Raw genomic sequence first — 15,748 nt, 5'->3', positions numbered from 1 at the left:
TTACTTGATCAGACCATCCAGCGGCGAAGAGGCGCTGGCATAGAGTTTCTTCGGCATGCGGCCGGCCAGGTAGGCCAGGCGACCGGCGACGATGGCGTGCTTCATGGCTTCGGCCATCAGCACTGGCTGCTGGGCGTGGGCAATGGCCGAGTTCATCAGCACGGCCTCGCAACCCATTTCCATGGCGATGGTGGCGTCGGAAGCCGTGCCTACTCCCGCATCGACCAGTACCGGCACCTTGGACTCCTCCAGGATGATCTGCAGGTTGTAGGGGTTGCAGATACCCAGGCCGGTACCAATCAGGCCAGCCAGGGGCATGACCGCGATGCAGCCGGCTTCGGCCAGTTGGCGGGCGATGATCGGATCATCGCTGGTGTACACCATCACGTCGAAACCGTCCTTGACCAGCACTTCGGCGGCCTTGAGGGTTTCGATCACGTTAGGGAACAGGGTTTTCTGGTCGGCCAGCACTTCCAGCTTCACTAATGTGCGGAATTCGTGCGATTTGCGCCCATCCAGCAGTTCGCGGGCCAGGCGGCAAGTACGCACCGCTTCCACCGCGTCAAAGCAGCCTGCCGTGTTCGGCAGGATGGTGTACTTGTCGGGCGCCAGTACGTCGAGCAGGTTCGGCTCGCCCGCATTCTGACCAAGGTTGGTGCGGCGCACGGCGACGGTGACGATTTCAGCACCCGAGGCCTCGGTAGCCAGGCGGGTTTCTTCCATGTCACGGTACTTGCCGGTGCCCACCAGCAGGCGCGACTGGAAAGTACGCCCGGCCAGGGTGAAGGGCTTGTCGCTACGAACGTTGCTCATCGTTGTTCCTCGGGAAAAGGTTGCAGGGCTAGCTTGTGAACCGCCGGGCTGCTGTCAGCCGCCACCAATGGCGTGGACCACTTCGACCTGGTCGCCGTCGTTCAGCAGCGTGCTGTCGTGCTGGCTGCGCGGCACGATGTCCAGGTTCAGTTCCACTGCGACACGGCGCCCGGCAAGCTCCAGGCGCGTCAGCAGGGCTGCAACGCTTTCGCCAGCAGGCAGTTCGTAAGGTTCACCGTTCAGTTGAATGCGCATGCGCACGGCCACCATTGTTCTTTGGGGCCCGCATTCTAGCGCCGAACCGCCCTGCAACCCAAGGGCGGTGCGCGCCATTAGTCGCGATTGTGGACCACCCAGTCAGCCCAGCCTCCAGGCTGCCAAGCCCAGGCACAACCAGCCGGCCAGGAAGCATAGGCCGCCAATTGGGGTGATGATGCCCAGTTTGCCCAGGCCGCTGAGGGTCAGCAGGTAAAGGCTGCCGGAGAACAGCACGATCCCCAAGGCAAACAGGCCACCAGCCCAGCCCACCAGGCGCCCGGGCAGGTGCGCCGAGAGCACGGCAACGCCGAAGATCGCCAGGGCATGCACCAGCTGGTAGGTCACACCGGTATGGAAAATGGTCAGGTAGTCAGCCGTCAGACGGTTTTTCAGGCCGTGGGCGGCGAAGGCACCCAGGGCGACCCCAGTAAAGCCGAAAAAGGCGGCAAGCATCAGGAAGCTGCGAAGCATGGGACGACTCCTTGGATCGGGTCTGTATAATGGCCCCTTCCACCCGTACGGCCAAGCCATCGCCATGCTGCCAACCCTTCTTCGCCGCCTTTCCCGTGCCCTGCTCTGGTTCGCAGCCGGCAGCACCGTGCTGGTGCTGGTGTTCCGCTGGGTGCCACCGCCCGGTACTGCACTGATGGCCGAGCGCAAGGTGCAATCGTGGGTCAGTGGCGAGCCGATCGACCTGCAACGCGACTGGGAGCCGTGGGAGAACATCTCCGATGAGCTGAAGGTTGCCGTCATTGCGGGTGAGGACCAGAAGTTCGCCAACCATTGGGGGTTCGACATCCCGGCCATCCAGGCGGCACTGGCCTATAACGAGCGCGGCGGCAGCGTTCGCGGTGCCAGCACCCTGACCCAGCAAGTGGCCAAGAACCTGTTTTTGTGGTCCGGGCGCAGTTGGTTCCGCAAAGGGCTGGAGGCGTGGTTCACGGCCTTGATCGAGCTGTTCTGGTCGAAGGAGCGAATTCTCGAGGTCTACTTGAACAGCGCCGAATGGGGCAAGGGCGTGTTCGGCGCTCAGGCAGCGGCGCGCTATCACTTTGGCGTGGATGCCAGCCGGCTTAGCCGCCAGCAGGCGGCGCAACTGGCGGCCGTGCTGCCTAGCCCAATCAAGTGGAGTGCCAGCCGGCCAAGTGCCTATGTGGCCAGCCGGGCCGGGTGGATTCGCCGGCAGATGAGCCAGTTGGGTGGGCCTGGCTACCTGATGCAACTCGACACTTCGCGCAAACTTTGAGCCTTTTGGGGCTGCCGCGAAAGGGCCGCACAGCGGCCCCAAAACCTCACAGGCATAAAAAAGCCGCTGCCCCTCACGGCCAGCGGCTTTTCAATACAGCCAGGCTAGATCAGACCGCGATCAACGCCTTGACCTTGTTCATCGCATTCTTCTCCAGCTGGCGAATCCGCTCAGCCGACACGTTGTACTTGTCTGCCAGCTCATGCAGCGTAGCCTTCTCTTCCGCCAACCAGCGCTGGTAGAGAATATCGCGGCTACGCTCGTCCAGCCCTTGCAGTGCTTCGTGCAGGTTACTGGTCGAGTTGTCGCTCCAGTCAGCATCCTCAAGTTGCACCGCCGGGTCGTACCGGTGGTCTTCCAGGTAATGTGCAGGCGACTGGAAGGCGCTGTCGTCGTCAGCTTCCGCTGCCGGGTCGAACGCCATGTCCTGGCCACTCAAGCGGCTTTCCATCTCACGCACTTCACGCGGCTCTACACCAAGGCTTTCTGCCACGCGATGCACTTCGTCGTTGTTCAGCCAGGCCAGACGCTTTTTCTGGCTGCGCAGGTTGAAGAACAGTTTGCGCTGGGCCTTGGTGGTCGCCACCTTGACGATACGCCAGTTGCGCAGGATGAATTCGTGGATTTCTGCCTTGATCCAGTGCACGGCGAACGACACCAGACGCACACCCATTTCCGGGTTGAAGCGCTTGACGGCTTTCATCAGGCCGACGTTGCCTTCCTGGATAAGGTCAGCCTGGGCCAGCCCGTAACCCGCATAGCTACGGGCAATGTGTACGACGAAACGCAGGTGGGCCATCACCATTTGACGAGCGGCCTCGACATCCTGCTCATAATAGAGACGCTCGCCCAGATCACGCTCCTGCTCGACCGTCAGCAGCGGGATGCTGTTGACCGTGTGCACATAGGCTTCCAGGTTTGCACCGGGTACCAAGGCATAGGCAGGTTGCAACGATGTGGTCATTCAAGAACCTCCGACTTACAAAACTCGCGCCTTGTGGGCGCTGCCAACATTGACCTGGAACGACGGTACAAGTTCCACAGTGAAGAAAATGTCAATGCTGGCACGTAAAAACTATCGCGGCGCCAGCTCGTTCAGGTGACGAGCGACTGCGATCCATGCACCGATATACCCCAACAACACTGCTCCGATCAAGAGGGACAGACCATCGGACGCCGGCACCCCCCCCAGGGCGAAATCACTGCCATACAGCCCGGAAAGCCCTACAACCGCCTCGTTCAGCCAGTTCAGGCCAAACGCCAGGATGCCCCACGCCAACAGGCCCGCACCCAGGCCATAGAGGGCCCCCATGTACAGGAAAGGCCGGCGTACGTAGGCGTCGGTGCCGCCGACCAGCTTGATCACTTCGATCTCGATCCGGCGGTTTTCAATGTGTAGACGAATTGTGTTACCGATTACTAACAGCAGGGCAGAAATCAGCATCACGGCCAAGCCGAAGACGAAACGGTCACCCAGCTTGAGGATGGCCGCCAGGCGCTCGACCCACACCAGATCCAGTTGCGCCACTTCAACCCGTGGCAGCTCCGACAGACGCTGACGCAACGCTTCCAGGGCCGGTTTGTCGACCTCGGTCGGGGTCACAACCACCACGCCAGGCAACGGGTTGTCGGGCAGTTCACGCAGGGCCTCGCCCAGGCCGGACTGCTGCTGGAATTCCTCCAGCGCCTGCTCGCGGCTGACATATTGCGCGTCTGCCACGCCGGGCATGCCCTTGATCTCATCCCGCAACGCCTCACCATCACGGCTGCCGGCATCCAGCTTGAGGAACAGCGAAATCTGCGCGGCGCGCTGCCACGAGCCGCCAAGCTGCTCGATGTTCTTCAGCAGCAACGACAAGCCCATGGGCATGCTCAGCGCCACCGCCATCACCAGGCAGGTGAAAAAGCTGCCGATCGGCTGCTTGCCCAAGCGGCGCAGGCTGTCGGCCATGCTGGCACGGTGGCTTTCCAGCCAGGCATGCAGCAGCGTGCGAAAATCCGGGCCATCATCGTCTTCGCCGCGCTTTTTCTTCGCCGGTTGCGGGTCAGCGGGCTTTGGTGCAACCCGCTCGGAAACCTTCGGCGTACGTGTAGTGCTCATTGCCCGGCCTCCCCATCGCCGATCAAGCGGCCGCGTTGCAAGGTCAGCATGCGGTGGCGCATGCGCGCAATCAGTGCCAGGTCGTGGCTGGCGATCAATACCGTGGTACCCAGGCGGTTGATGTCCTCGAAGACACCCATGATCTCTGCGGCCAAGCGCGGGTCGAGGTTACCGGTGGGTTCGTCGGCCAGCAGCAGGGCCGGCTGGTGGACGATGGCGCGGGCAATGCCTACCCGCTGCTGCTGCCCGGTGGACAGGTCGGCCGGGAACAGCTCGCCCTTGTCGGACAGTGATACACGCTCCAGGGCCGAATCCACGCGCTTGGCGATCTCCGCCTTGGACAGGCCGAGAATCTGCAGGGGCAAGGCGATGTTGTTGAACACCGTGCGGTCGAACAACAGCTGGTGGTTCTGAAACACCACGCCGATCTGCCGGCGCAGGAACGGGATTTGCGCATTGCTGATCTGGCCCAGGTCCTGCCCGGCCAGCATGAGCTTGCCGCTGGTCGGGCGCTCCATGGCCAGCAACAGGCGCAGCAAGGTGCTCTTGCCGGCGCCCGAGTGCCCCGTGACGAACAGGAACTCGCCCCGGCGCGCCCGGAAACTCAGCTCATGCAAACCCACATGACCATTGGGGTAGCGCTTGGCAACCTGTTCGAATCGGATCATGGTCAGTCTCGCTCGGCGAACAGAGCCTTGACGAACGGCTCGGCTTCAAAGGTACGCAGGTCGTCGATGCCTTCACCCACACCGATGAAGCGGATCGGAATGTTGAACTGCTTGGCCAGGGCGAAGATCACCCCGCCCTTGGCAGTGCCATCCAGCTTGGTCAGGGCCAGGCCGGTCAGCTCGACGCTTTGGTTGAAGTACTTGGCCTGGCTGATGGCGTTCTGGCCAGTACCGGCGTCGAGCACCAGCAGCACCTCGTGCGGCGCATCGGCGTCGAGCTTGCCGATAACCCGGCGGACCTTCTTCAGTTCTTCCATCAAGTTGTCTTTGGTGTGCAGGCGGCCGGCGGTGTCAGCGATCAGCACATCGGCGCCACGCGCCTTGGCGGCTTGAACTGCGTCGAAGATCACCGACGCGGAATCGGCGCCAGTATGCTGGGCGATTACCGGAATCTGGTTACGCTCGCCCCACACTTGCAACTGCTCGACCGCTGCGGCACGGAAGGTATCGCCAGCGGCCAGCATCACCTTCTTGCCTTCCAGCTGCAGCTTCTTGGCCAGCTTGCCGATGGTGGTGGTCTTGCCGGCGCCGTTCACGCCAACCACGAGGATGACGTAAGGCTTGTTTTGCGCCTGCACTTTCAACGGCTGCTCGACCGGGCGCAGCAGTGCGGCCAGCTCTTCCTGCAGCGACTTGTACAGGGCATCGGCGTCGGCCAGCTGCTTGCGCGCGACCTTCTGGGTCAGGTTCTGGACGATAGCCGAGGTTGCTTCCACGCCGACGTCAGCGGTCAGCAAACGGGTCTCGATCTCGTCGAGCAGGTCGTCGTCGATGACTTTCTTGCCCAGGAACAGGCTGGCCATGCCCTCGCCGATGCTGGCGCTGGTCTTCGACAGGCCCTGCTTCAGGCGGGCGAAGAAGCCGGGTTTGGCTTGCTCGACAACGGCTGGGGCAGCGACAGGGGCCGGTTCTGGCTCGACAGGTGCTGCTACCAGACGCTCGGGGATCGCTGGCGGGGCCTTTGGTTCCAGGTCGGGAACCAGAGCAACAGGCTCTTCGGCAACGGGCAGGACCAAGTTGCTGACAGGGGGCTCGACGGCTTGAATGACCGGTGCTGCTACGGGTGCAGGGGTTTCGACCTGCGGGGCGGCAGGCTCTGCAGTCGCGGGCACGCCCGCTCCCACAGGGGCCGGGGTTGGCTCAGGGGCCTGGGCCACCACAGGGGCAGGTGCCGGCTCGAATACCGGAGTCGCCACTGGCGCCGTTGCAGGCTCAGAGGCCAAGGCTGGCTCGGCAACCCGAGGGGCCTTCGCTACAGCTGCGGGGGTTGCTGCAACCACCGGCTCGACCGGAGCAGCTTCAGGGCGCTCGACGGCGGGCTGCGGCGCTACGGGTTCTGCAGCCTGGGGTTCGGGGGCTTGTGGCTGTTCGGCGACAGGTTGCTGCGGCTTCTTTCGAAACCAGCTGAACAGGCCTTTCTTTTCGCCAGCCTCGGCCGGCGCTTTTTTGTCGTCGTTGGAACCAAACATGGAGGACGGCTATCTCAGGGTAGCGATGAGCCAGCAATGGCACATCGGGAATTCTCTCTACGCAGAACAGACTATCTTGAAGCCCGCTGGTTCATGCGCAACGTTTTGTCTTAGTGTCCTGTGGGCCAGAACGGCGACAGGCATGGTCGCCAGGCAACCGGATCAGTATCCTAGCACCTCCTGGCCCGTCGACGCTAAACCCAGCGGGCCGCCGAACAGGTTAAACACTGTATGAATGCTCTAGCCCGCCGCGCCGCTGGCCTGTTGTTCGGCACGCTCTGCCTGCCGCTCGCGGCCCTCGCCGCCGATGTGCAACCCACCCACGAATTCATCCTCGACAATGGCCTGAAAGTGGTCGTGCGCGAAGACCACCGCGCCCCGGTGGTGGTCTCGCAGATCTGGTACAAGGTGGGTTCCAGCTACGAGACCCCGGGCCAGACCGGCTTGTCCCACGCGCTGGAACACATGATGTTCAAGGGCAGCGCAAAGGTCGGCCCCGGCGAAGCTTCGCGCATCCTGCGTGACCTGGGCGCCGACGAAAACGCCTTCACCAGCGACGACTACACCGCTTACTACCAGGTGCTGGCCCGCGACCGCCTGCCGGTAGCCCTGGAGCTGGAGGCTGACCGCCTGGCCAGCCTGCGCCTGCCCGCCGACGAGTTCAGCCGCGAAATCGAGGTCATCAAGGAAGAGCGCCGCCTGCGTACGGACGACCAGCCCAATCAAAAGGCGTTTGAGCTGTTCCGCGCCATGGCCTACCCAGCCAGCGGCTACCACACCCCGACCATCGGCTGGATGGCCGACCTTGAACGTATGAAGGTCGAGGAGCTGCGTCACTGGTACGAGTCCTGGTACGCGCCCAACAACGCGACGCTGGTGGTGGTCGGCGATGTTACCGCCGACGAGGTCAAGGGCCTGGCGCAGAAGTATTTCGGCAGCATTCCCAAGCGCGCCGTGCCACCGGCCAAACTGCCCCTGGAGCTGGCCGAACCTGGCCACCGCCAGTTGACCCTGCATGTACGCACCCAACTGCCCAGCCTGATCTACGGCTTCAACGTACCCGGCCTGCCCACCGCCAAAGACCCGCGCACCGTGCACGCCCTGCGCCTGATCTCGGCCCTGCTCGATGGCGGCTACAGTGCCCGCATGCCGGCACGCCTGGAGCGTGGTCAGGAGCTGGTGGCCGGCGCTTCTTCCAGCTATAACGCCTTCACCCGCGGCGACAGCCTGTTCCTGATTTCGGCTACGCCGAACGTCCAAAAGCAGAAAACCCTCGCCGATGTCGAAAAAGGCATCTGGCAGTTGCTTGAAGAACTCAAGACCACCCCGCCCAGCGCCGAAGAGCTCGAACGCGTTCGCGCCCAGGTCATCGCCGGCCTGGTCTACGACCGCGACTCCATCAGCAGCCAGGCCACCACCATCGGCCAGCTGGAAACCGTCGGCCTGTCCTGGAAGCTGATCGACAGCGAGCTGGACGAGCTCAAGCGTGTCACCCCGCAGGACATCCAGAACGCCGCGCGCACCTATTTCACCCGCGAACGCCTGAGCGTTGCCCATGTACTGCCCGAGGAGTCCGCTCATGAGTGATTGCCGCGCACCACGCCCAACCCTGCTGGCCACGGGCATCCGCGCCCTGGCGCTGGCGACCGTGCTGGCCGCCCCGGCCATGGCCGACAACGCCGCCAAGGCCGACAACAGCGCCGCTCGCCCAGCCAACACCTTGCAGTCCTTGGCCGAGCTGGATGGCAAGGCACCCAGCCGGCGCCAGTTGAACATTCAGCACTGGAACACCGCCGAAGGCGCCCGTGTGCTGTTCGTAGAAGCCCGCGAACTGCCCATGTTCGACCTGCGCGTCACCTTCGCCGCTGGCAGCAGCCAGGACGGCGTTACGCCAGGCGTGGCCGCACTGACCAACGCCATGCTCAACGAGGGCGTGGCCGGCAAGGACGTGACCGCCATCGCCGAAGGCTTCGAAGGCCTGGGCGCGGACTTTGGCAACGGCTCCTACCGCGACATGGCCGTGGCCTCGCTGCGCAGCCTCAGCGCCAAGGACAAACGCGAACCGGCCCTCAAGCTGTTTACCGAGGTGGCTGGCAAGCCGACCTTCCCCGAGGACGCCCTCAAGCGCATCAAGAACCAGATGCTGGCCGGCTTCGAATACGAAAAGCAAAACCCCGGCAAGATCGCGGGCAAGGCGCTATTCGGCAAGCTTTACGGCGATCACCCTTACGCCCACCCCAGCGACGGTACCGCCGAAAGCATCGACGGCATCACCCTGGCACAGCTGCGCGCCTTCCATGCCAAAGCCTATACCGGTGGCAACGCGGTCATCGCGCTGGTCGGCGACCTGAGCCGCGCGGAAGCCGAAGCCATTGCGGCCCAGGTATCTGCCGGCCTGCCGAAGGGCCCGGCACTGGCCGCGCCAGCCCAGCCCACTGACGCCAAAGCTGGCCTGACTCACATCGACTTCCCGTCCAAGCAAACCCACCTGATGCTGGCCGAACTGGGTATCGACCGCCAGGACCCGGACTGGCCAGCCCTGTCGCTGGGCAACCAGATCCTCGGCGGCGGTGCGTTCGGCACCCGCCTGATGAGCGAGGTACGTGAAAAGCGCGGCCTGACCTACGGTGTGTACTCGGTGTTCAGCCCGATGCAGGTCCGCGGCCCGTTCATGATCAACCTGCAAACCCGTGCCGAGCTGAGCGAAGGCACGCTGAAGCTGGTGCAGGACATTCTTGCCGACTACCTCAAACATGGCCCTACCCAGCAAGAGCTGGACGACGCCAAGCGTGAACTGGCCGGCAGCTTCCCGCTGTCCAATGCCAGCAACGCCAGCATCGTCGGGCAACTGGGTGCAATCGGCTTCTACAACCTGCCACTGACCTGGCTGGAGGACTTCATGCAGCAGTCCCAGGCCCTCACCGTCGAGCAGGTCAAGGCGGCCATGAACAAACACCTGTCAGCCGATAAACTGGTGATCGTCACCGTTGGCCCGAAAGTGCCACAAAAACCGCTGCCAGCCCCCACTGACAAGCCCTCCGAGCAGCCGCTCGGAGTACCGGAGCACTAATGCCAAGATCCACCCCTCCCGCCCGCCCGCAATCGGGCCAAAGCAAGGGCCAGGGCCACCTGCGCATCATCGCCGGCGAGTGGCGCAGCCGTCGCCTGGCGGTACCGGAAGGCGAAGGCCTGCGGCCAACGCCCGACCGCGTGCGGGAAACCGTATTCAACTGGCTGGCGCCTTACATCGAAGGCGCCCGCGTGCTGGACGCCTTCACCGGTAGCGGTGCCCTGGTGCTCGAAGCCCTGTCGCGCGGAGCCGAAGACGCCGTGGCGCTGGACAGCAACCCGGCGGCCATCGCCAACCTGAAGAACAACCTCGAAATCCTGCGCTGCCCGCGTGGGCAGATCCTGCAAACCGATGCCCTGCGCTACCTGCAAGGCCCGGCCAAGCAGCAGTTCGATGTGGTGTTCCTCGACCCGCCGTTCCACCAAGACCTGCTGGCCAACACCTGCAACCTGCTGGAGCAGAACCAGTGGCTGCGCGAACAGGCGTGGGTCTACACCGAAAGCGAAGCCGCGCCTTCAACCTTGCAACTGCCAGGCAACTGGCGCCTGCACCGCGAGAAGAAAACCGGTCAAGTGCACTACGCGCTCTGGCAGCGGGACTAACCGTTTAACCCAAGGTTGGCTACTTAGTTACCCCCAGCCCGCCGACCACATGGCTGAAGCTGCTCCTTCGTTCTTGCAGGAGCACTTCAACCATGACCGAACACCCTTCCCCGCCCATACCGACCGGCGCGGTAAGTTCTTTCACACTAACCAACGGCCTGCGCGTCTATCTGCGTACAGACCAGCGTGCGCCATTGGTCAGCGTGCAACTGTGGTATCACGTTGGCTCCAGTTACGAGCCCAAAGGCCACACCGGCCTGTCGCATGCCCTGGAGCATCTTTTGTTCGAGGGCAGCAGCAAGCTGGCTGCGGGCCAATATTCCGCCCTCATGGCCCGCTTGGGCGGCGAGCCAAATGCGTTCACTCACTCCGATGCCACTGTCTTTCCTCTGACACTACCAGCCAACCGCCTGGAAATCGCCCTGGAGGCAATGGCAGACGTCATGGCCAGCGCGACCCTCGGCGATGCCCCTTTCGCTCGTGAGCTCGCGGTGGTCATGGCCGAGCGACGAGAGGATATCGATAACAGCCCTTGGGCTTTGGCACTGGAGCATCACCTGCTGCTTGCCTACGGCGACAGCGGCTATGGCACCCCCGTGATCGGCCATAACACCGACCTTACCCACGCAACCCTGGCGGCTGCACGCACTTGGTATCAGACCTGGTATCACCCCAACAACGCCACACTTGCAGTGGCTGGCGACATTACCCTGCCTCAGTTGCAGACGCTGGTCACACGGCATTTTGCAGCGATCCCCGCCCATCGCCTACCCGCGCAGCAAATCCCCACAGCGCCAGCAGGGCTGGTTCGGCGCTTTCAAACCCTGCGACTGCAAGGCCTGTACAACGGAGCGATCACCAGTTTCAATCTCCCAAGCCAATGTACTGCCACCTCTGACACGCAGGCATATGCCCTGCGGTTGCTGCCCGACATCCTTGCCGAGGGCCATGCCAGCACCCTGCAGCGCCGCATGGTGCTGGACGACCCCTTACTGTCGGGCCTCAGGGCTAGCTACGAGCCTTGGCAGCGAGGTGACAGTCTATTGACCCTCTATGCACTTTGTAGCCCACAAGTCAGCCCTGAAACCGCAGCAGAAAGGCTTACGCTCGAAATCGAAGCGTTCTGTCAGTCGGTGCCGGCCGCAGCAGACCTGCAACGCGCCAAAGCGCGCTGGATAGCACGGCAGGTGTACGAAAAGGATGACATCGCAAAACAGGCACATTCCATTGGCAAGCAGGCCGCCTGTGGCCTAGACCCGGTTGCACTGGGGGATGAGTGCCAAACCATCGAAGCCGTGACAGCCGAGGAGATCGGCGAAGTCGCCCATGAATTCCTGACCAAGGCCCGCACAGCAATCACCTTCATGCATCACAAGGAAAGTGCAGATGAATAACTTAGACTCAGCTGCACAGCAGCCCGACGCAGCCGACGGCATTCCTGGCGGTTTGGTCTCAGCCCGAGGGCTTGACCTGGAACAATTCGAAACCCTTCAAACGCCGGTGCATACCTGGACAACTGAAGGCGGCACAGGGGTGAAGTTCGTCGAAGCCCGCGGGCTACCGATCGTGGATTTGATATTGCGGTTCAAGGCCGGCACAACCCAGGACACCTCTCAACGCGGACTGGCTGCCCTGACGTTGTACATGCTCGATGAGGGCAGCCAGCATTTCACCGCGATCGAGCAGGCAGATCAGCTGGAACGCCTGGGCGCGATCATGGAAAAGCATATTCGCCTGGAGCACGCGACTCTGAGCCTGCGCAGCCTCAGCACGAAAACACTGCTTGATCCTGCATTGGGGCTCTTCATCGACCTTGTCGCACACCCTGCGTTCACGCCTTCGGCGTTGGAAAAAACCAAGCGCCAGCTGATGCAGCACAACGCATCTCGCGAACGACACCCCTATCTCAGGGCGCGATGCGAAGCCTATCGACATCTGTTCCAAGGCCACCCCTATGGCAATCCACTCGGGAGCACCGATCAAGGCATCGAAGGCATTTCCTCTGCAGATTTGAGGCGTTTCCATCAGCGTGCTTACTGTGCCAGCAACCTCGAAATGGTGCTGATTGGAGACCTTTCGCCCGAGGCCGCCCAAGCCATTTCACAGCGCGTTAGCCAGGCATTGCCCCAAGGCTGGTCCGCAGCTGAACTGCCCGTCATACCACCGGCGACCAGCGCAACGATCAACATTGAGCAGGCTGGTGCCAGCACCGCCGTCCTGCTTGCGCTTCCCATGAATGTGCCAGCCAATGATCCTGAATACCCTGCCCTGGCACTGGCCAGCACCGTGCTGGGGGCGGGTATAGAGTCCCGCCTGATGCTGGAACTGCGCCAACGTCGCGGCTTGACCTATGGCATTCATGCCAAAGTGACGCCCATGAGTGCTGGCGGGCTGTTCACCATCGATTGGGAAATTGCACCGAAGCATGCGCAAAGCTCAGCTCAACTGGTTGATGCCTTGCTGCGTGACTTCATCGAGCAAGGGCCAACCCAGGCCGAGCTGCAACTGGCACGGATACAGCTGGCAGGGCAACTATTACGGGCCGTGGCGCAGAACAAGAACCTGGCGGACTTGCTGGCCGAGGTCACCTATCAACGCCAACCTGCGGACCATCTCGACACCTACGTCGAGCGCATCCGCGCGCTGACACCGGCCGATATCAGCGCCGTCATGCGGCGCAGGCTCGATCTGACGAAAAGAGTATTGGTCAGCGTCGGTCCATCGGCCAAGCAGCAACCTCTGCCAGATCTCGACCAATAGCGCAGGTACTGTGGCGCTTTTTCATGGCACTCTAGGCAGGCACATCACGAGTCGCCCAGTATGCCCAGCCAAAGCGCCACATTTCGCCCGGCCACCGGCCTTTCCAACCCCCACCTGCAAACCCTGTGGGGGCCCCTGTGGCGCAAGCTGCCTGAACTGCAGCGCAACCGCGAGCGCCTGTGGCTGGCCGACGGCGACTTCATCGACCTCGACTGGCATGGCCCCCATGAACCCCATGCGCCACTGGTGCTTGTGCTGCATGGGCTGACCGGCTCGTCACATTCGCCCTATGTGAAAGGCTTGCAGCAAGCGATGCAAGGGCGCGGTTGGGCCAGCGTGGCAGCGAACTGGCGCGGCTGCTCGGGCGAACCCAACCTGTTACCACGCAGCTACCATTCCGGCGCCAGTGAAGACCTGGCGGAAATTGTCAGCCACCTGCGCGCCCAACGCCCCTTGGCGCCACTGTATGCAGTGGGCTACTCGCTGGGTGGCAATGTACTGTTGAAATACCTGGGCGAAAGCGGGGTTGCCAGCCAACTGGAAGCAGCGGTTGCAGTGTCGGTGCCCTTTCGTCTGGACCACTGTGCCGACCGTATCGGCCAAGGGTTCTCCAAGGTGTATCAGGCGCACTTCATGCGCGAAATGCTGGCTTATGTGCAGCTCAAACAGCGGCACTTCCACGAGCAGGGTCAGCATGATCGGCTGGCGGCGCTGGAGCGCCTGGGGCAACTGACCAACTTGCGCACATTTTGGGACTTCGACGGCAAAGTCACCGCACCGCTCAACGGCTTTCGCGATGCGCACGACTACTATCGCCGCTCATCGAGCCACTTCTTCCTCGGCCAGAACCGCACGCCAACGCTGATCATCCATTCCAGCGATGACCCGTTCGTATCCGGCCATAGCCTGCCAACGGCCCGTGAGCTGGCGCCACAAACCTGCTTCGAACTGCACAGCCGCGGTGGTCATGTGGGCTTTGTCGATGGCAGCCTGCGAAATCCGGGGTACTACCTGGAACGGCGGATTCCGCAGTGGCTGGTGGAGGGCCAATAGGGCGCTTACCGATTACTCGCCAGTGGCTACGCCATGCTCCGGATCATTGATCCACTCGCTCCAGGACCCGGCATACAGCTTGCCCAACGGGTACCCCGCCAGCGCCAGCGCAAACAGGTTGTGGCAAGCCGTCACCCCAGACCCACAATAAGACACGAGTTGCTCCGGCGCGCGTCCGGCCAGCTTTTCGGCAAAGCGCTGCTTGAGCTGCTCCGCCGGCAAAAAGCGCCCATCAGCCCCCAGGTTGTCGGTAAACGCTGCGCACTGGGCCCCGGGAATATGCCCCGCCACTGGATCGATCGGCTCCACTTCACCGCGAAAACGCGGCAAGGTACGCGCATCGATCAAGGTCAGGTCACTGCTACCCAGGCGCTTGCCCAGGTGGTCGGCATCGATCAGCAGCCTGGCGTCCGGCTCACCCTTGAAGTTGCCTTCGCGTTTAGGCGGCGGGTCCAGGCTCAGCGGCAGGTTCGCGGCATGCCAGGCCTTCAGGCCACCGTCGAGAATCGCCACACCGCTGCGCTTGCCCAGCCAGGCCAACAGCCACCAGGCACGGGCGGCAAAGGCTCCGGGGCCGTCGTCGTACAGCACCACCTCACTGTCGTTGTCCAGGCCCCACTCACGCAGGCGCGCGACCAGCCGCTGCGCATCGGGCAATGGGTGGCGCCCGGTGCGCCCCTTGCTCACCGGCCCGCTGAGGTCGCGGTCAAGGTCGGCAAAATGCGCCCCAGCGATATGCCCTTGGGCATAGCTGCGTTGGCCGTAGTCCACATCCTCAAGGGCAAAGCGGCAGTCGAGAATCACCAGCTTGGGCGCGTCCAGGCGCTCGGCCAACTGCTGCGGGGTGATCAATTGCGCAAGGGGCATGACAATCTCCTGATCGATGGCACTTGGGCCCTGGGCTAAAACTCCAGGGCCTGGTTGAACGGTACATGGAATTCCTGGCACAAGGCGTCCACGGCAGCGCGGGCGTTGTCGGTCACATAGCCGAGCTCCAGCACCAGCACCTGATAGACGCCGCGTTTGAAAGCTTCTTCACCCAAATGCGCGGAATGTTCACGCGTGGTGCTGAGAAAACGCACCCACGATGTCAGCACGATCCAGGCATTGATGGTCAGCGACTCGATCTGTGCCGGCGCCATGGTCAGAATGCCCGCCTCGACAAAGCCACGGTAGATCGCCTGGCCCTGGCGCAGGCAGCGCTCAGAAAAGCGCCGGTAACGGGCGGCCAGTTCGGCATCGCTGTCCAGCAGGTGCTCCAGGTCGCGGTGCAGGAAGCGGTAGTTCCACATGGCGGCCAGCAAGGCCTTGAGGTAGAAGCGTTTGTCCTCCACGGTGGCCGCGCGGCCTTGTGGCGGGCGCAGGAAGCTGTCCACCAACTCTTCATACTGGCTGAACAACAGGGCGATGATCGCCTGCTTGTTGGGGAAGTGGTAATACAGGTTGCCGGGCGAGATTTCCATGTGCGCGGCAATGTGGTTGGTACTGACGCTGCGTTCGCCCTGCTGGTTGAACAGCTCCAGGCTGTTCTGCACGATGCGCTCTCGGGTCTTCATGCGCGGGGCCATGCTCAGCTCCCAGTCTGCGGGCCTTCTTCAAAGGGTCATCTTACGGCGTATTGCAGGTGGAATGCACCGTTCGAACACGT

General features: G+C 62.8%; 16 protein-coding genes. 7 read left to right on the top strand and 9 right to left on the bottom strand.

Going from position 1 to position 15,748, the window contains the following annotated elements; all coding sequences use genetic code 11:
- The 3 genes from D8767_RS02270 to D8767_RS02260 form a co-directional block, all read right to left on the bottom strand.
- Complete coding sequence (locus tag D8767_RS02270) at window positions 1-813, bottom strand: thiazole synthase (RefSeq protein ID WP_121757853.1); 813 nt, start codon at window positions 811-813, stop codon at window positions 1-3.
- A 54-nt stretch (window positions 814-867) separates the two neighbouring features.
- Window positions 868-1,068 (bottom strand): sulfur carrier protein ThiS, encoded by a 201-nt coding sequence (gene thiS, locus D8767_RS02265; RefSeq protein WP_012274654.1) that lies wholly within the window; start codon window positions 1,066-1,068, stop codon window positions 868-870.
- 102 nt (window positions 1,069-1,170) lie between these two features.
- Window positions 1,171-1,542 carry a DUF423 domain-containing protein gene (locus D8767_RS02260; protein WP_016712519.1) on the bottom strand — a complete coding sequence of 124 codons (372 nt, stop codon included), beginning with the start codon at window positions 1,540-1,542 and terminating at the stop codon, window positions 1,171-1,173.
- 64 nt (window positions 1,543-1,606) lie between these two features.
- On the opposite strand from D8767_RS02260, the gene mtgA reads away from it, so the two are divergent.
- Complete coding sequence (gene mtgA, locus D8767_RS02255) at window positions 1,607-2,317, top strand: monofunctional biosynthetic peptidoglycan transglycosylase (RefSeq protein ID WP_016712520.1); 711 nt, start codon at window positions 1,607-1,609, stop codon at window positions 2,315-2,317.
- Between the two features lie 109 nt (window positions 2,318-2,426).
- Here mtgA and rpoH read toward each other — a convergent pair whose 3' ends face one another.
- The 4 genes from rpoH to ftsY form a co-directional block, all read right to left on the bottom strand.
- Window positions 2,427-3,281, bottom strand: coding sequence for an RNA polymerase sigma factor RpoH (gene rpoH, locus D8767_RS02250; RefSeq protein WP_016712521.1), 855 nt, complete (start codon window positions 3,279-3,281; stop codon window positions 2,427-2,429).
- A 111-nt stretch (window positions 3,282-3,392) separates the two neighbouring features.
- Window positions 3,393-4,418: a permease-like cell division protein FtsX gene (gene ftsX / locus D8767_RS02245; protein ID WP_016712522.1), complete on the bottom strand. Its 1,026-nt coding sequence runs from the start codon at window positions 4,416-4,418 to the stop codon at window positions 3,393-3,395.
- Window positions 4,415-5,086 carry a cell division ATP-binding protein FtsE gene (ftsE, locus tag D8767_RS02240; protein WP_012274659.1) on the bottom strand — a complete coding sequence of 224 codons (672 nt, stop codon included), beginning with the start codon at window positions 5,084-5,086 and terminating at the stop codon, window positions 4,415-4,417. The genes ftsX and ftsE overlap by 4 nt, the downstream gene beginning before the upstream one ends.
- Window positions 5,087-5,088: 2 nt before the next feature.
- Window positions 5,089-6,615, bottom strand: a complete 1,527-nt coding sequence (ftsY, locus tag D8767_RS02235) for a signal recognition particle-docking protein FtsY (RefSeq protein ID WP_016712523.1) — start codon at window positions 6,613-6,615, stop codon at window positions 5,089-5,091.
- Between the two features lie 231 nt (window positions 6,616-6,846).
- Between ftsY and D8767_RS02225 the strand changes: the two genes are divergently transcribed.
- The 6 genes from D8767_RS02225 to D8767_RS02200 all read left to right on the top strand — a co-directional run bounded on the left by D8767_RS02225 (window position 6,847) and on the right by D8767_RS02200 (window position 14,100).
- Window positions 6,847-8,202: a pitrilysin family protein gene (locus D8767_RS02225; RefSeq protein ID WP_028698433.1), complete on the top strand. Its 1,356-nt coding sequence runs from the start codon at window positions 6,847-6,849 to the stop codon at window positions 8,200-8,202.
- Window positions 8,195-9,685: a pitrilysin family protein gene (locus tag D8767_RS02220; RefSeq protein ID WP_016712526.1), complete on the top strand. Its 1,491-nt coding sequence runs from the start codon at window positions 8,195-8,197 to the stop codon at window positions 9,683-9,685. The genes D8767_RS02225 and D8767_RS02220 overlap by 8 nt, the downstream gene beginning before the upstream one ends.
- Window positions 9,685-10,287, top strand: a complete 603-nt coding sequence (gene rsmD / locus D8767_RS02215) for a 16S rRNA (guanine(966)-N(2))-methyltransferase RsmD (RefSeq protein ID WP_016712527.1) — start codon at window positions 9,685-9,687, stop codon at window positions 10,285-10,287. The genes D8767_RS02220 and rsmD overlap by 1 nt, the downstream gene beginning before the upstream one ends.
- Before the next feature lie 92 nt (window positions 10,288-10,379).
- Window positions 10,380-11,681 (top strand): pitrilysin family protein, encoded by a 1,302-nt coding sequence (locus D8767_RS02210; RefSeq protein WP_016712528.1) that lies wholly within the window; start codon window positions 10,380-10,382, stop codon window positions 11,679-11,681.
- Complete coding sequence (locus D8767_RS02205; RefSeq protein ID WP_016712529.1) at window positions 11,674-13,047, top strand: pitrilysin family protein; 1,374 nt, start codon at window positions 11,674-11,676, stop codon at window positions 13,045-13,047. The genes D8767_RS02210 and D8767_RS02205 overlap by 8 nt, the downstream gene beginning before the upstream one ends.
- Before the next feature lie 60 nt (window positions 13,048-13,107).
- Window positions 13,108-14,100: a hydrolase gene (locus D8767_RS02200; protein WP_016712530.1), complete on the top strand. Its 993-nt coding sequence runs from the start codon at window positions 13,108-13,110 to the stop codon at window positions 14,098-14,100.
- 12 nt (window positions 14,101-14,112) lie between these two features.
- On the opposite strand, the gene D8767_RS02195 is transcribed toward D8767_RS02200, so the two are convergent.
- Complete coding sequence (locus tag D8767_RS02195; protein ID WP_016712531.1) at window positions 14,113-14,967, bottom strand: sulfurtransferase; 855 nt, start codon at window positions 14,965-14,967, stop codon at window positions 14,113-14,115.
- Between the two features lie 35 nt (window positions 14,968-15,002).
- Window positions 15,003-15,668, bottom strand: a complete 666-nt coding sequence (locus D8767_RS02190; protein ID WP_016712532.1) for a TetR/AcrR family transcriptional regulator — start codon at window positions 15,666-15,668, stop codon at window positions 15,003-15,005.
- Window positions 15,669-15,748 lie beyond the last annotated feature (80 nt).

The sequence above is a fragment of the Pseudomonas sp. LTGT-11-2Z genome, from assembly GCF_003691445.1.
In the GTDB taxonomy this organism is placed as follows: Bacteria; Pseudomonadota; Gammaproteobacteria; order Pseudomonadales; family Pseudomonadaceae; genus Aquipseudomonas; species Aquipseudomonas monteilii.
This window is presented reverse-complemented; position numbering and strand designations above follow the sequence as displayed.

Bases quoted from the DNA above. Each gene is read 5' to 3' on its own strand.
- D8767_RS02270 (WP_121757853.1), bottom strand. From the start codon at position 813: ATGAGCAACGTTCGTAGCGACAAGCCCTTCACCCTGGCCGGGCGTACT.
- thiS (WP_012274654.1), bottom strand. From the start codon at position 1,068: ATGCGCATTCAACTGAACGGTGAACCTTACGAACTGCCTGCTGGCGAA.
- D8767_RS02260 (WP_016712519.1), bottom strand. From the start codon at position 1,542: ATGCTTCGCAGCTTCCTGATGCTTGCCGCCTTTTTCGGCTTTACTGGG.
- mtgA (WP_016712520.1), top strand. From the start codon at position 1,607: ATGCTGCCAACCCTTCTTCGCCGCCTTTCCCGTGCCCTGCTCTGGTTC.
- rpoH (WP_016712521.1), bottom strand. From the start codon at position 3,281: ATGACCACATCGTTGCAACCTGCCTATGCCTTGGTACCCGGTGCAAAC.
- ftsX (WP_016712522.1), bottom strand. From the start codon at position 4,418: ATGAGCACTACACGTACGCCGAAGGTTTCCGAGCGGGTTGCACCAAAG.
- ftsE (WP_012274659.1), bottom strand. From the start codon at position 5,086: ATGATCCGATTCGAACAGGTTGCCAAGCGCTACCCCAATGGTCATGTG.
- ftsY (WP_016712523.1), bottom strand. From the start codon at position 6,615: ATGTTTGGTTCCAACGACGACAAAAAAGCGCCGGCCGAGGCTGGCGAA.
- D8767_RS02225 (WP_028698433.1), top strand. From the start codon at position 6,847: ATGAATGCTCTAGCCCGCCGCGCCGCTGGCCTGTTGTTCGGCACGCTC.
- D8767_RS02220 (WP_016712526.1), top strand. From the start codon at position 8,195: ATGAGTGATTGCCGCGCACCACGCCCAACCCTGCTGGCCACGGGCATC.
- rsmD (WP_016712527.1), top strand. From the start codon at position 9,685: ATGCCAAGATCCACCCCTCCCGCCCGCCCGCAATCGGGCCAAAGCAAG.
- D8767_RS02210 (WP_016712528.1), top strand. From the start codon at position 10,380: ATGACCGAACACCCTTCCCCGCCCATACCGACCGGCGCGGTAAGTTCT.
- D8767_RS02205 (WP_016712529.1), top strand. From the start codon at position 11,674: ATGAATAACTTAGACTCAGCTGCACAGCAGCCCGACGCAGCCGACGGC.
- D8767_RS02200 (WP_016712530.1), top strand. From the start codon at position 13,108: ATGCCCAGCCAAAGCGCCACATTTCGCCCGGCCACCGGCCTTTCCAAC.
- D8767_RS02195 (WP_016712531.1), bottom strand. From the start codon at position 14,967: ATGCCCCTTGCGCAATTGATCACCCCGCAGCAGTTGGCCGAGCGCCTG.
- D8767_RS02190 (WP_016712532.1), bottom strand. From the start codon at position 15,668: ATGGCCCCGCGCATGAAGACCCGAGAGCGCATCGTGCAGAACAGCCTG.